Origin of the sequence: Mycobacterium sp. DBP42 (assembly GCF_005924235.1) — a bacterium.
In the GTDB taxonomy this organism is placed as follows: Bacteria; Actinomycetota; Actinomycetes; order Mycobacteriales; family Mycobacteriaceae; genus Mycobacterium; species Mycobacterium syngnathidarum.
Map to the genome: position 1 here is coordinate 39,205 of NZ_VCMY01000014.1, position 14,139 is coordinate 53,343.

At 65.7% G+C, this 14,139-nt stretch carries 14 protein-coding genes and 1 pseudogene; 7 read left to right on the top strand and 8 right to left on the bottom strand.

The annotated features are described in order from the left end of the window. Nucleotides 1-13: 13 nt before the first annotated feature. Together E0T84_RS15185 and E0T84_RS15190 are read right to left on the bottom strand one after the other, a co-directional pair. A complete protein-coding gene (locus E0T84_RS15185) occupies nt 14-1,384 on the bottom strand; it encodes an aspartate aminotransferase family protein (protein ID WP_070187332.1) in 1,371 nt (456 codons plus the stop codon). Further along, nucleotides 1,381-1,893: an Lrp/AsnC family transcriptional regulator gene (locus E0T84_RS15190; protein WP_070187331.1), complete on the bottom strand. Its 513-nt coding sequence runs from the start codon at nt 1,891-1,893 to the stop codon at nt 1,381-1,383. Before E0T84_RS15190 ends, E0T84_RS15185 begins: the two co-directional genes overlap by 4 nt. Before the next feature lie 123 nt (nt 1,894-2,016). Here E0T84_RS15190 and E0T84_RS15200 point away from each other — a divergent pair, with 123 nt between their 5' ends. The 3 genes from E0T84_RS15200 (at nt 2,017) to E0T84_RS15210 (ending at nt 5,005) form a co-directional block, all read left to right on the top strand. Beyond that, complete coding sequence (locus tag E0T84_RS15200) at nt 2,017-3,504, top strand: gamma-aminobutyraldehyde dehydrogenase (RefSeq protein WP_070187330.1); 1,488 nt, start codon at nt 2,017-2,019, stop codon at nt 3,502-3,504. 98 nt (nt 3,505-3,602) lie between these two features. Further along, nucleotides 3,603-4,511, top strand: coding sequence for a sigma-70 family RNA polymerase sigma factor (locus tag E0T84_RS15205; RefSeq protein WP_070187329.1), 909 nt, complete (start codon nt 3,603-3,605; stop codon nt 4,509-4,511). Then, nucleotides 4,511-5,005, top strand: a complete 495-nt coding sequence (locus tag E0T84_RS15210; protein ID WP_070187328.1) for a PPOX class F420-dependent oxidoreductase — start codon at nt 4,511-4,513, stop codon at nt 5,003-5,005. Before E0T84_RS15205 ends, E0T84_RS15210 begins: the two co-directional genes overlap by 1 nt. A gap of 3 nt (nt 5,006-5,008) precedes the next feature. Here the strand turns inward: E0T84_RS15210 and E0T84_RS15215 are convergent, their stop codons facing one another. Together E0T84_RS15215 and E0T84_RS15220 are read right to left on the bottom strand one after the other, a co-directional pair. Further along, nucleotides 5,009-5,833: a 3-oxo-5-alpha-steroid 4-dehydrogenase gene (locus tag E0T84_RS15215; protein ID WP_070187327.1), complete on the bottom strand. Its 825-nt coding sequence runs from the start codon at nt 5,831-5,833 to the stop codon at nt 5,009-5,011. A gap of 63 nt (nt 5,834-5,896) precedes the next feature. Beyond that, nucleotides 5,897-6,517, bottom strand: a pseudogene (locus E0T84_RS15220) (carboxymuconolactone decarboxylase family protein); the annotation flags it as partial. A gap of 114 nt (nt 6,518-6,631) precedes the next feature. On the opposite strand from E0T84_RS15220, the gene E0T84_RS15225 reads away from it, so the two are divergent. Then, the gene (locus E0T84_RS15225; protein ID WP_070187325.1) at nt 6,632-7,492 is read left to right on the top strand and encodes a hypothetical protein; all 861 of its coding nucleotides are present in this window, start codon (nt 6,632-6,634) and stop codon (nt 7,490-7,492) included. A gap of 72 nt (nt 7,493-7,564) precedes the next feature. Here E0T84_RS15225 and E0T84_RS15230 read toward each other — a convergent pair whose 3' ends face one another. The 4 genes from E0T84_RS15230 to sdhC are packed head-to-tail and all read right to left on the bottom strand — an operon-like array spanning nt 7,565 to nt 10,997. Then, nucleotides 7,565-8,350, bottom strand: a complete 786-nt coding sequence (locus tag E0T84_RS15230; RefSeq protein WP_070187324.1) for a succinate dehydrogenase iron-sulfur subunit — start codon at nt 8,348-8,350, stop codon at nt 7,565-7,567. Nucleotides 8,351-8,352: 2 nt separating this feature from the next. Beyond that, complete coding sequence (sdhA, locus tag E0T84_RS15235) at nt 8,353-10,107, bottom strand: succinate dehydrogenase flavoprotein subunit (protein ID WP_070187323.1); 1,755 nt, start codon at nt 10,105-10,107, stop codon at nt 8,353-8,355. Between the two features lie 3 nt (nt 10,108-10,110). Next, nucleotides 10,111-10,533 (bottom strand): succinate dehydrogenase hydrophobic membrane anchor subunit, encoded by a 423-nt coding sequence (locus E0T84_RS15240; protein WP_255742026.1) that lies wholly within the window; start codon nt 10,531-10,533, stop codon nt 10,111-10,113. A 47-nt stretch (nt 10,534-10,580) separates the two neighbouring features. Further along, nucleotides 10,581-10,997 carry a succinate dehydrogenase, cytochrome b556 subunit gene (gene sdhC, locus E0T84_RS15245; protein WP_075910179.1) on the bottom strand — a complete coding sequence of 139 codons (417 nt, stop codon included), beginning with the start codon at nt 10,995-10,997 and terminating at the stop codon, nt 10,581-10,583. Nucleotides 10,998-11,211: 214 nt separating this feature from the next. Between sdhC and E0T84_RS15250 the strand changes: the two genes are divergently transcribed. The 3 genes from E0T84_RS15250 to E0T84_RS15260 all read left to right on the top strand — a co-directional run bounded on the left by E0T84_RS15250 (nt 11,212) and on the right by E0T84_RS15260 (nt 14,134). After that, complete coding sequence (locus tag E0T84_RS15250) at nt 11,212-11,610, top strand: cytidine deaminase (RefSeq protein WP_070187320.1); 399 nt, start codon at nt 11,212-11,214, stop codon at nt 11,608-11,610. A gap of 49 nt (nt 11,611-11,659) precedes the next feature. After that, nucleotides 11,660-12,949 carry a thymidine phosphorylase gene (locus E0T84_RS15255; RefSeq protein ID WP_083284276.1) on the top strand — a complete coding sequence of 430 codons (1,290 nt, stop codon included), beginning with the start codon at nt 11,660-11,662 and terminating at the stop codon, nt 12,947-12,949. 96 nt (nt 12,950-13,045) lie between these two features. After that, complete coding sequence (locus tag E0T84_RS15260; RefSeq protein ID WP_070187319.1) at nt 13,046-14,134, top strand: adenosine deaminase; 1,089 nt, start codon at nt 13,046-13,048, stop codon at nt 14,132-14,134. Nucleotides 14,135-14,139 lie beyond the last annotated feature (5 nt).

Here is a 14,139-nt window from a genome sequence, read left to right on the forward strand (position 1 = left end):
AGAGCGGCACGAGCTACAACAGCTTTCCCGCTTCGGTGAGCACACCGTGCAGGATGTCGTAGATCGCGTCGAACTCGGCCTGCCCGCTGATCAGCGGCGGCGCCAGCTGGATCACTGGGTCGCCACGGTCGTCGGCACGGCAGTACAGCCCGGCCTCCCACAGCGCCGGGGTGAGAAAACCTCGGAGTAGCCGCTCGCTTTCCTCGTCGTTGAAGGTGGCCTTGGTCGTTTTATCCTTGACCAGCTCGATTCCGTAGAAGAAGCCCTCACCGCGGACATCGCCGACGATCGGCAGGTCGTAGAGCTTCTCCAACGTGGCCCGAAACGCCGGAGCGGCTTCCTTGACGTGGTCGTTGATGCCCTCACGCTCGAAGATGTCGAGGTTGGCCATGGCGACCGCGGCCGAAACCGGGTGTCCGCCAAAGGTGTAGCCGTGACCGAAGGTGGTCTTGCCGTCGTTGAACGGCTCGAACAACCGGTCGCTGGCCACCATCGCGCCCAGCGGCGAGTAGCCCGAGGTCAGACCCTTGGCGCTGGTGATGATGTCCGGCACGTAGCCGAAATCGTCGCAGGCGAACATCGAACCGATGCGGCCGTAGGCGCAGATCACCTCGTCGGAAACCAGCAGCACGTCGTACTCGTCGCAGATCTCGCGGACCCGCTCGAAGTATCCGGGCGGCGGCGGGAAGCACCCGCCGGCATTCTGCACCGGCTCGAGAAAGACCGCGGCCACGGTGTCGGGGCCTTCGAACTCGATGGCCTCGGCGATACGGTCCGCGCAGTATTGGCCGAAAACCTTTTCGTCGTGGGCGTATTCGGCCGGAGCTCGGTAGAAGTTGGTGTTCGGTGCGCGGAAGCCGCCGGGGGTCAACGGCTCGAACGGGGCCTTGAACGCCGGTATGCCGGTGATCGCCAGCGCGCCCTGCGGGGTGCCGTGGTAGGCGATGGCACGCGAAACCACCTTGTGCTTACCGGGTTTGCCGGTCAGCTTGAAGTACTGCTTGGCCAGTTTCCACGCGCTCTCGACGGCCTCACCGCCGCCGGTGGTGAAGAACACCCGGTTCAGATCACCCGGTGCATAATTGGCGACGCGCTCGGCCAGTTCGATGGCCGGTGGGGTGGCGTAGGACCACAGCGGGAAGAAGGACAGTTTCTCGGCCTGCTTGGCCGCGGCTTCGGCAAGTTCTTTGCGGCCGTGGCCGACCTGGACGACAAAGAGGCCGGAGAGGCCGTCGATGTAGCTCTTGCCCTTGTCGTCGAAGATGTGGACACCCTCGCCGCGGGTGATGATCGGCGGTGTGATGCCCTCGCCGTGGCGGGCGAAGTGTCCCCACAGGTGGCGGTTGGCTTTGGCTCTCAGATCGGATTTTTCAGTGACACTCATCGAGTTCCCCAATTGTATTGCTGCTTAACAAGTTTCAGATAGACGAGGGTTTCGGTGGTTATCACTCCCGGCAGTGCTCGGATCTGGGTGTTGAGAAGTTCGAGCAGGCTGTCGTCGTCCTCGCAGACCACCTCGCAGATGGCGTCGAACGATCCTGCGGTCAGTACCACGTAGTCCACGGCATCGATGGCCGACAGTTTCTCGGCCAACTTCAGGGTGTCGCCGGTGCAGCGGATGCCGATCATCGCCTGCCGGGCGAACCCGAGTTGCAGCGGATCGGTCACCGCGACGATCTGCATGACGCCGGCGTCGACCATGCGCTGGACGCGTTGGCGCACGGCGGCCTCGGACAGGCCGACGGCCTTACCGATTCCGGCATACGAACGGCGGCCGTCGGCCTGCAGCTTCTCGATGATCGCCTTCGACAGTTCGTCGAGCTGAAAGGCGGTGCGAGAATTGCTCACGCGCAGCGGAACGGCCTGAAGGTCGGGACCATCAGGGTTCGTCATGCACCGATTGTGCACGGAATCCGTCGTTTAGGGCAACTGATTCGATGAAATCCCTCGTTTGAACCGGGCCCTGGCGCGGGATTGCGTAGATATCAACTGACGCATCGGTTACCGTGGGGCTCCATGAGCGTGGCAGTGAATGTGACGAGCAGCTGGATCAACGGGGCGCCTGTGACGACGGCCGGGGCCACTCACCAGATCATCGACCCCGCGTCCGGTCGGCCTGTCGCCGAGTATGCCCTGGCCACCCCGGCCGACGTGGACAACGCCGTCGACGCCGCCCGTCAGGCGTTTCCCGCCTGGTCGAAGGCCACCCCGGCCGAGCGCTCGGCGGTCCTGGCCAAGCTGGCCGAACTCGCCGACGAGCACGCCGACCAGTTGATCGCCGAGGAAGTCGCCCAGACCGGAAAGCCGGTACGGCTGGCCACCGAGTTCGATGTCCCCGGCAGCATCGACAACATCGACTTCTTCGCCGGTGCCGCCCGCCGCCTCGAGGGCAAGGCCTCCGCGGAGTACTCCGGTGACCACACGTCCAGCATCCGCCGGGAGGCCGTCGGCGTCGTCGCCACCATCACGCCGTGGAACTACCCGCTGCAGATGGCGGTATGGAAGGTCATCCCGGCACTGGCGGCCGGCTGCTCCGTCGTCATCAAACCCGCCGAGATCACCCCGATGACCACCCTCACGCTGGCCCGGCTCGCCACCGAGGCCGGTCTGCCCGACGGTGTGTTCAACGTCGTCACCGGCGGAGGTGCCGACGTCGGCACCGCGCTGGCCGGGCACCGCGACGTCGACGTGGTCACCTTCACCGGATCCACCGTCGTCGGCCGCAAGGTCATGGCCGCCGCCGCGGTGCATGGCCACCGCACTCAGCTTGAGCTGGGTGGAAAGGCCCCGTTCGTGGTGTTCGACGACGCCGATCTCGATGCGGCCATCCAGGGTGCGGTGGCCGGAGCGCTGATCAACACCGGACAGGACTGCACCGCCGCGACCAGGGCGATCGTCGCCCGCGACCTGTACGACGACTTCGTTGCCGGCGTCGCCGAGGTGATGAGCAAGATCGTCGTCGGTGACCCGCACGATCCTGACACCGACCTGGGCCCACTGATCTCGTTCGCGCACCGCGACAAGGTGGCGGGGATGGTGGCCCGCGCGCCTGAACAGGGCGGACGCGTCGTCACCGGCGGAGTGATGCCCGACTTGCCCGGTGCGTTCTACCGGCCCACCCTGATCGCCGATGTTGCCGAGACCGCCGAGGTCTACCGCGACGAGGTCTTCGGACCGGTGCTGACCGTGCGGCCTTTCGCTGACGACGACGACGCGATCCGGCAGGCCAACGACACGGTCTACGGGCTGGCCGCCTCGGCCTGGACCCGCGACGTGTACCGCGCCCAGCGGGCTTCCCGCGAGATCAACGCGGGCTGCGTGTGGATCAACGACCACATCCCGATCATCAGCGAGATGCCGCACGGCGGCGTCGGTGCTTCGGGCTTCGGCAAGGACATGAGCGACTACTCGTTCGAGGAGTACCTCACCATCAAGCACGTGATGAGCGACATCACCGGCGCTGCTGAAAAAGGCTGGCACCGAACGGTTTTCGCCCAGCGCTGATCTGCGTCCGGTCACCGCACGCTCGGATGCCACGCTGGAGTGGCCCTCGACGGCCACGGCCACTCTGGCGTGGCGCTCAGCGGGATTAAGCTTGGGCTGTGACCACTGCGGCGCGCACCGACGAATTCGAGGCGCTGCGGCCGCACCTGCTGGCGGTCGCCTACCGGTTGACGGGTACCTATGCCGATGCCGAGGACATAGTGCAGGACGCCTGGCTGCGTTGGCATGACAACCAGACCACGATCGCCGACCTGCGGGCCTGGCTGACCACCGTCGTGAGCCGGCTCGGCCTGGACCGGTTGCGCTCCGCGGCGCACCGGCGCGAGGCCTACTACGGGGAATGGCTGCCAGAACCCGTCGTGACCGGGCTCGACGCGAACGACCCACTCAACGCGGTGGTGGCCGGGGAGGACGCTCGGTTTGCCGCAATGGTGGTGTTGGAACGGCTCACGCCCGATCAGCGCGTGGCATTCGTATTGCACGACGGGTTCGGCGTGCCGTTCACCGAGATCGCCGGTGTGCTGGGGGTCAGCGACGCATCGGCGCGCCAGTTGGCGTCGCGGGCCCGGCGCGCGGTCGCCGACAATCCGCCGCCCGCGACGCCCGACGAGCTGCACAACCAGGTTGCCGGCGAACTGATGGCCGCCCTGGCATCGGGTGAGCTCGAAGCCGTTGTGCGGTTGCTGCACCCCGACGTCACGTTCACCGGCGATTCGAACCGTCGGGCCCCGACCGCTGCCCGTGTCATCCACGGACCGGACAAGGTGGCCCGGTTCATCCTGGGGCTGTCCAAGCGGTACGGACCGAATTGGTTGGCCGGCAGTCAGTTCGCGCTCGTCAACGGCCAGCTGGGCGTCTACACGACCGGCGCGCCGGCCGGCGACGGCTACCCCGAGATGATGCCCCGGGTCACGATCTTCACCGTTCGTGACGGTTTGGTCTGCGCGGTCTGGGACGTCGCCAACCCGGACAAATTCACCGGATCCCCGATGCGAGGTGCACAGTGATGCCGAACGAACCCGGAACATTGACCCATACGTTCAGCCGAATGATGTTTCGCGGCATGGACAAGATGCGACACCGCGACGCGTTCCACATCGGCACGCCGACCGGATCGGATTTCGCCGGTTTCGACAAATACCGGCAGATCGTGTTGGTGACGTACAAGCGGTCGGGGGAGGCGATGCCCAGCCCGATCAACCACGGGGTCGACGGCGGCAAGATCTATGTGCGCACAGATCCGTCGACCGGGAAGGTCAAGCGCATCCGCAACAACCCGAAAGTCCTTGTGGTGGCGAGCAATCTGCGCGGCAAGCCCACCGGACCGGTGGTGGCCGGCGTGGCCCGCATCCTGCCTGAGGCCGAGCATGCGCATGCCGAAGCCGTGATCGCCGCCAATTGGAGTGCTCCGATGAAGCTTTTCGAACGCAGCCTCGACTACGGCAGCCAACTCGCCGGGGTACCAACGGCTTACATCGAGATCACGCCGGCTGAGGTGTGACCGTCACAAGACGTACGGGATCAGCGCCTTGCGGTCGGTCGGGTAGTCGGGAAACTTCTCCTGATACCAGCTGTGTGTGCCCAACGCCCGGGGGATCAAGTTGCCCGCGGTGATCAGCAGGATGGCAACGCCGGGCAACGCCCAGGTCAGCAGCGCGAACCCGGACCAGGCGATGATCTCGCCGAGATAGGCCGGGCTGGTGACGAACCGGAAGCCGCCGCCGAACGGGATCCGGTATTCGGTGGATGAGCCGCTTGCGCGAAGACCAGATGCAGATGCGCCGGGGCCGCCCTTCTCCCGCAGGTTCCGCACGATCGATTCGGAGTTCACCAGCAGCGCGAACCCGCACAGGTAGATCACCAGCCCCACCAGGAATCGAGGGTCGGTCAACCACGCGGTGGTGTACTGCCCGAAGAAGTCGTGACTGAACAGGGTTCCGTTCAGGTAACCGTGCATGGAGGTGACGAGCATGCCCATCACGATCACCGAGATGTTGAAGGTGCCGCGCTTGCCGGGGGCCTGGCGGATCGCCAACGGAAAGAACCAACCGCGGTTGGCGTAGTGCAGCATCCAGATCCCGGCGAGCACCAGCGACGTCGGCTCGAATCGGTGAGGCCCGGCCAGGTAACTGATCAAGAACACCACGGTCGCGGGGATCTCCATCAGCCACCAGCCGAGCTTCGGGTTGAGGTTCAAGCCGAGCTTGGTCGACGAGAAGCGTCCGTAGGAACTCTGTGCGAAGAACCCGCCGATGATCACGAAAGCCGCGAACGCGAAAGCCGCGGTCAGCACCGTGTCGTAGATCGTGTTGCCGGTGTACCAGTGCATGAGTGTCCCTACGTGAGCGGGTGATTTCTGTAACGTGTTCTACCACCCGGCCTCATCGCGCGATCACTCAGTGTCGGCCCACGGCACCCGGCACGCGTCTCCGGAATTGAAGCCCTGCTCGGTGATACCCAGCGCCGAATACATCCGCGACCGCATGTTCTCCACACCGATCTGATAGGTCAGCTCGATCACGCCGTCGTCGCCGAAACGCTGACGGAGATCGGCCACCTGCTCGTCGGTGACGGTGTGCGGGTCGGTGGTCATCGCGTCGGCGTAGGCGATCGCGGCGCGCTCGTCATCGGTGAACAGCGGGGAGGTGGCGTAGTCGTCGATCGACTTGAGCCGCTCGACGTCGAGGTTCTCCAGGCGCATGAGCATGGAGCCGAAGTCCACACACCACGAGCACCCGACGGTGCGGGCGGTCCAGAACACCGCGAGCTCGCGGACGGTTGCGGGCAGCTTCTTGGAGCCGCCCTGCAACAGCATCTCGTGGACGCCGTTGGCGACCAGCAGGCGTGGATGGTGGGCGGCCACCGCGAACGGCTCTGGCACCTCACCGAATTCGCGCTTGGCGTACCAGTACATGGCGCGGGTGAGCAGGCCGGCTTGCTTGGGGGTTACAGCGGGGATTCGTGTCTTTGTCTCGGTCATATGAGTTAGACGAGATGGCCCGTCAATGTGTGACGGGTTCCTTCGGCCGAACGTGAACAAGATGGCGAGGATTCCGACGATTCTCACCATCTTGTTCACATTGGCGGGCCGTGGAACCGGAAGGGCGCCGTCGTCGTCCTAATCGACATGGCAGGTGACTGGCCCTTTCTGGGCTCGGAGGCACTCGTGGCGGGCAAGCTCAATCGGTATCAGCTGACTACCCGCTACGAAATGCTGCACCGGGACGTGTATGTCCCGCGCGGTGCACTGCTCACGCCGGTCGACAAAGCCACCGCGGCTTGGCTCTGGTCAGGGCGGCGGGGAACTGCGGCCGGGTTGTCAGCGGCCGCGTTGCACGGCTCGCGGTGGATCAAAGACAGATATCCGGCTGAGCTCAACCACTCCAGCAGACACAAGGCCCGCGGAATCATCCTGCACAGCGATGTACTCACAGCTCACGAGCGTTGTCTGGTCCGCGGAATCCGGGCCACCACACCGGCTCGGACAGCGTTCGACCTGGGCCGCCGACGGGGGTTGACCGTCTCCGTCGAACGGGTTGACGCGCTGCTGCAGGCCTGCGATCTGAAACTTGTTGATGTACAGGCACTTATCAAAGAGCATCCGGGTGTGCGCGGGCTGGTGCAGTTGCGGCAGGTTCTCGATCTCGCCGACTACGGCGCCGAGTCGCCGCAGGAAACCCGTCTGCGTCTGCTCTATACCGACGCGGGCATGAGGCCGACCCAGACGCAGATCGAGGTGTTCGATCATGGCCGGCAGGTGGGGAGGATCGACATGGGTTGGCTGGAGTGGAAGGTCGGGGTTCAATACGACGGGATCCAGCACTGGACCGATCCGCGACAACGCACCAAGGACATCGACCAGAACGTCGAATACCAGGATCTCGGCTGGCGGATAGTCCGAGTGGGTGCCGATCTACTCCGATACCGCCAGGGCACCGTCATCGCCCGCACTCGCGATGCCTTGCGCGCCGCGGGTGCGCCCTTTTGACGCCCAACGTGAAGAAGATCGCGAGATTTTCCAGAAATCTCGCGATCTTCTTCACACTCGACAGAACAAAAACTAGCGCGCAAACATCAACGCGCGCTTGACCTCCTGGATCGCCTGGGTGACCTGGATGCCACGCGGGCAGGCCTCGGTGCAGTTGAACGTGGTGCGGCAGCGCCAGACGCCGTCGACCTCGTTGAGGATGTCCAGCCGCTCGGCGGCCGCCTCGTCACGCGAGTCGAAGATGAACCGGTGGGCGTTGACGATCGCGGCCGGGCCGAAGTACGACCCTTCGCTCCAGTACACCGGGCACGACGTGGTGCAGCACGCGCACAGGATGCACTTGGTGGTGTCGTCGTAGCGGGCCCGGTCGGTGGCGCTCTGGATGCGCTCCTTGGTGGGCGGGTTGCCACTGGTGATCAGGTAGGGCTTGACGGCACGGTAGGCGTCGAAGAACGGCTCCATGTCCACCACGAGGTCCTTCTCCACGGGCAGGCCGCGGATCGGCTCGATGGTGATGGTGAGCTGCTTGCCCGCCTTCTTCGGCAGCATGTCGCGCATGAGCACCTTGCAGGCCAGCCGGTTCACGCCATTGATCCGCATGGCGTCCGAACCACACACCCCGTGGGCGCAGGAGCGCCGGAAGGTCAGCGTGCCGTCCAGGTAGCCCTTCACATACAGCAGCAGGTTGAGCAGCCGGTCGGTGGGCAGGCAGGGAACCCGGAAGCTCTGCCAGCCCGCGGCGTCGGGGTTCTCCGGGTTGAACCGGGCGATCTTGAGGGTGACCATGACCGCGCCCTCGGGGACGGGGGGCAGGGGCGGGTCGCCGGCTTCGGGCTTATCGATGACAGGTGCACTCATGATCAGTACTTCCGTTCCATCGGCTCGTAGCGGGTCTGGACCACGGGCTTGTAATCCAGCCGGATATCGGAGAGCAGCTCGCTGCCCTCTTTGTAGGCCATGGTGTGGCGCATGTAGTTGGTGTCGTCGCGGTCGGGGTAGTCCTCGCGCGCGTGCCCGCCGCGGGACTCCTTGCGGTTGAGCGCGCCGACCACGGTGACCTCGGCCAGCTCCAGCAGGAAGCCCAGCTCGATGGCTTCGAGCAGGTCGCTGTTGTAGCGCTTGCCCTTGTCGTGCACCGTGATTCGCGCGTAGCGCTCCTTGAGTGCGTGGATGTCGGTCAGCGCCTGCTTGAGCGTTTCCTCGGTGCGGAACACCGCGGCGTTGTTGTCCATCGACTGCTGCAGCGCGGTGCGGATGTCGGCGACGCGCTCGTTGCCGTGCTCGGAGAGGATGTCGCCGACCCAGCCGACCACCATGTCGGCCGGGCTCTCCGGCAGGTCGACATGGTTGTGGTTGGCGGCGTACTCGGCGGCGGCGATGCCGGCGCGACGGCCGAACACGTTGATGTCCAGCAGCGAGTTGGTGCCCAGACGGTTGGCGCCGTGCACCGACACGCACGCACATTCACCGGCGGCGTACAGGCCCGGGATGACGTTGGTGTTGTCGCGCAGCACCTGGCCGTGGACGGTGGTCGGGATGCCGCCCATGACGTAGTGGCAGGTCGGGTAGACCGGCACCAGTTCCTTGACCGGATCCACGCCCAGGTAGGTGCGGGCGAACTCGGTGATGTCGGGAAGCTTGGCCTCCAGCACGTCCTCACCGAGGTGACGCACGTCGATGTAGACGTAGTCCTTGTTCGGTCCGGCGCCGCGGCCTTCGAGCACCTCGAGCACCATCGACCGGGCGACGATGTCACGCGGCGCGAGGTCGACGATCGTCGGCGCGTAACGCTCCATGAATCGTTCGCCCTCGCCGTTGAGCAACCGGCCGCCCTCGCCGCGCACGGCTTCGGAGATCAGGATGCCCAGGCCGGCCAGGCCTGTCGGGTGGAACTGGTGGAACTCCATGTCCTCCAAGGGAAGTCCCTTGCGGAAGACGATGCCCAGGCCGTCACCGGTCAGGGTGTGGGCATTGGAGGTGGTCTTGTACATCCGGCCCGAACCGCCGGTGGCGAACACGATCGCCTTGGCGTGGAAGATGTGGATGTCGCCGGTCGCCAGCTCGTAGGCGATGACGCCGGTGGCCACCGGGCCGGCCGGGGTCTCGGTCAGCGCGATGTCCAGTGCGTAGAACTCGTTGAAGAACTCCACGTCGTGCTTGACGCAGTTTTGGTACAGCGTCTGCAGGATCATGTGGCCGGTGCGGTCGGCGGCGTAGCAGGCCCGGCGCACCGGGGCCTTGCCGTGATCGCGGGTGTGGCCGCCGAACCGGCGCTGGTCGATGCGGCCCTCGGGGGTGCGGTTGAAGGGCATCCCCATCTTCTCGAGGTCCAGCACCGCATCGATGGCCTCTTTGGCCATGATCTCGACGGCGTCCTGGTCAGCGAGGTAGTCGCCACCCTTGACGGTGTCGAAGGTGTGCCACTCCCAGTTGTCCTCTTCGACGTTGGCCAGTGCGGCGCACATGCCGCCCTGGGCCGCGCCGGTGTGCGAGCGCGTCGGGTACAGCTTGGTCAGCACGGCGGTGCGGACGCGGGGACCGGCCTCGACGGCCGCGCGCATGCCTGCGCCGCCGGCACCGACGATGACGACGTCGTAGCGGTGTTCCTGAATCATTGGTTAACCCCCAATATTCGGGTCGAAGGTGACCAGGACGTAGGTGCCCAGAACCAACGTGAACCCTGTCGCCAGCAGAAGCAGCGAATTCAGGTAGAACTTCGTGACGTTCTTACGGGCGTAGTCGCCGATGATGGTGCGCAGTCCGTTGGCCCCGTGGATCATCGCGAGCCACAGCAGGGCCATGTCCCAGATCTGCCAGAACGGGGAGGCCCAGCGCGCTGCGACGTAATTGAAGTCGATGCGGTAAACACCGTCCTGCCACATCAGCATGATGAACAGGTGGCCGAGCGCCAGGAAGACCAGCGCCAGCCCCGAGAACCGCATGAACAGCCAGGCGTACTTCTCGAAATAGGGAATGCCGCGGGGACGACGGGGCGCGCGGGGGTGGTCCAGCGCGGCCGGCCGGTCGTGCTCACGTTCCATGACCGGTGCCGGGCGGCCCAACCGCGACTCGCCCGCTCCTGGCGCGCTCACAGGAACCGCTCCACCATGTGCATACCGATCACTCCTAGTGCTGCGATGAGGACCACGGCAAAGACGCCGACGGCGACCGCGAGCATCTGCCGCTGGTAGCGGGGACCCTGCTGCCAGAAGTCGATGAGGATGACGCGGATGCCGTTCAGTGCGTGGAAGAGCACTGCGGCGACCAGGCCCATCTCCATCAATCCGACGATGGGGGTCTTGTACGTCTCGATGACCTCGTTGTAGGCCTGCGGGCTCACCCGGACCAACGCGGTATCAAGGACGTGTACGAACAGGAAGAAGAAGATCGTGGCACCGGTAATACGGTGCAGCACCCAGGACCACATTCCCGGATCACCGCGATAAAGGGTGCGCCGTCGTGCTTTCCTGGGTTGCGGAGCCGGTACCTCCGTCTGAGTACTCATCGGGCCCTCCAACGCCATCGGTGGGACGTATGGGACTGCCTGTTAATTAGCCCCAAACCTCGGGGCGACTCTAAACCCATTTGTAGTGGCGAACGAATTACGGTTGAGCAGTTCGGCCCGCCAAACAGGGAAAAGTTAGGCTTACCTATCTTAATGTGCGGGTCGGGAATTGGGGTTTCGGAATGCATTCAGAACCTGTGGCCGGGGTGGTGGCATGAGCGCCGATGTCGACTGGAATATATTGCGCAACAAGGCAATTGAGGTGTCATTCCACGCCTACGCGCCCTATTCGGGCTTTTCGGTGGGGGCTGCGGCCCTCGTCGACGACGGTCGGATCGTGGCCGGCTGCAATGTGGAGAATGTCTCATATGGCCTAGGTCTCTGTGCCGAGTGCGCTGTGGCCTGTGCCCTGCATTCCGGGGGCGGCGGAAGGCTCGTCGCGCTGTCGTGTGTAGGGCCCGACGGGGGCCTGCTGATGCCCTGCGGACGGTGCCGTCAGGTGTTGCTGGAGCACGGCGGGCCCGGGCTGCTGATTGACCATCCTGACGGTGCGCGGCCACTGCGCGAGCTGTTGCCTGACGCCTTCGGTCCCGACGATCTGGGGCGCCGGTAAGGCCAAGTGGTCCAACAACTCCGGGTTACTGGCGAGTAGGTTTGGCGTCATGCCGCATCTCGACGCTCCCACCGTCATCCGCACCAAACGTGACGGCGGGATGCTGTCCGATGCCGCGATCGATTGGGTGATCGACGGCTACACCCATGGACGGGTCGCCGACGAGCAGATGTCGGCGCTGTTGATGGCGATCTTCCTCAACGGCATGGCCCCGGCCGAGACCGCCCGGTGGACCGCGGCCATGGTCGATTCCGGGGAACGGTTCGACTTCACCGACCTACGTCGTGAGGGAAAGCCACTCGCCTTGGTGGACAAGCACTCCACCGGTGGGGTGGGGGACAAGATCACCATTCCGCTGCTGCCGGTCGTGATGGCCTGTGGCGCAGCCGTGCCGCAGGCCTCCGGGCGCGGGCTCGGGCATACCGGCGGCACGCTGGACAAGCTCGAGGCGATCCCGGGATTCACCGCAGAGCTGTCGAAAGAACGGATCCGGCAACAACTTCGGGACATCGGTGCGGCGGTGTTCGCCGCAGGCGAGCTGGCGCCGGCCGATCGCAAGATCTACGCATTGCGCGACATCACCTCGACAGTCGACTCACTGCCACTCATCGCGAGTTCCATCATGAGCAAGAAACTGGCCGAGGGGGCGCGGTCCCTGGTGCTCGACGTCAAGGTAGGGCGCGGGGCGTTTCTCAAGACCGAGGCCGAGGCGCGGGAGCTGGCCGCCACCATGGTCGGGCTCGGCAACGACTACGAGGTCTCGACCCGGGCGCTTCTGACCGACATGAACTGCCCGCTGGGCCGCGCCGTCGGCAACTCCGTGGAAGTCACCGAGTCCATGGAGGTGCTGGCCGGGGGCGGGCCGGCCGACGTCGTCGCGCTGACGCTGGCGCTGGCGACCGAAATGCTCGACGCGGCCGGCATCGACGGCGTGGATCCGGGCGAGACCCTGCGGGACGGCAGCGCGATGGATTGCTTTCGTGCGCTGGTGACCGCCCAGGGCGGTGACCTGAGCCGGCCTCTGCCGATCGGGGCGGTTAGCGAGACGGTGACGGCTCCCCACGGCGGTTTCATGGGCGACCTGGACGCCATGGGCGTGGCGATGGCGGCGTGGCGCCTGGGCGCCGGCCGGGCGCAGCCCGGTGAGCCGGTGCAGTTCGGCGCCGGTGTGCGGATCCACCGCACGCCCGGCGAGCCCGTGGCCGCCGGGGAGGCGCTGTTCACGCTGTACACCGAGACCGCCGACCGGCTACCGGCGGCGTTGGCCGAACTCGACGGCGCCTGGACTGTCGGCGACGCGGTGCCCGCCCGGCGGCCACTGATCATCGACCGTCTGTAGGTGTCCAGTCGCCCGCCCTGTTTCGTCACCGACTGTTGAGCGCGTCGCAGCCTGATTGAGCCTCGCTGACCTCCCGGTGTCGCGCATGATGGGGACATGAGTACGCCGCTGACTTTGGACAAGATCCAGCACGCTCCCAAGGCCCTGCTGCACGATCATCTGGATGGCGGACTGCGGCCGGCAACCGTGCTCGACCTGGCCGGTCGGCTGGGCTACGACGGCCTGCCGGCGACCGAGGTCGACGAGCTGGCCACGTTCTTCCGTACGGCCGCCCACAGCGGCTCGCTGGTGCGCTACCTCGAGCCGTTCGCCCACACCGTCGGGGTCATGCAGACCCCCGAGGCGCTATATCGCGTCGCCTTCGAGTGCGTCGAGGACCTGGCCGCCGACAACGTCGTGTACGCGGAGGTGCGGTTCGCACCCGAACTGCACATCGACCGGGGGCTGTCGCTGGACGACGTGGTCGACGCGGTGCTGGCCGGCTTCGCCGCCGGCGAGAAGGCCGCCTCGGCCGAGGGGCGCACCATCACCGTGCGCTGCCTGGTCACCGCCATGCGGCACGCCGCGCGCTCGCGCGAGATCGCCGAGCTGGCGATCCGGTTCCGGGACAAGGGCGTTGTCGGCTTCGACATCGCCGGTGCCGAAGCCGGATACCCACCCACTCGTCACCTCGATGCGTTCGAGTACATGCGAGGCAACAACGCGCGCTTCACCATTCACGCCGGTGAGGCATTCGGCCTGCCGTCGATCCACGAGGCCATCGCATTCTGCGGGGCCGACCGTCTGGGCCACGGCGTGCGCATCGTTGACGACATCACCGAGTTGGACGACGGTACCCAGCACCTGGGCCGGTTGGCATCCATCCTGCGGGACAAGCGAATTCCGTTGGAGATGTGCCCCAGTAGCAACGTGCAGACCGGGGCGGCGCCGAGCATCGCCAAGCATCCGTTCGACCGGTTGGCGCGGTTGCGGTTCCGCGTGACGGTCAACACCGACAACCGGCTGATGAGCGATACCACCATGAGCCAGGAGATGCTGCGCCTCGTCGAGGCCTTCGGCTACGGCTGGAGCGACCTGGAGCGGTTCACCATCAATGCGATGAAGTCGGCGTTCATCCCCTTCGATGAACGGCTCGCCATCATCGACGAGGTGATCAAGCCGCGGTACGCGGTGCTGGTGGGCTGACCGAC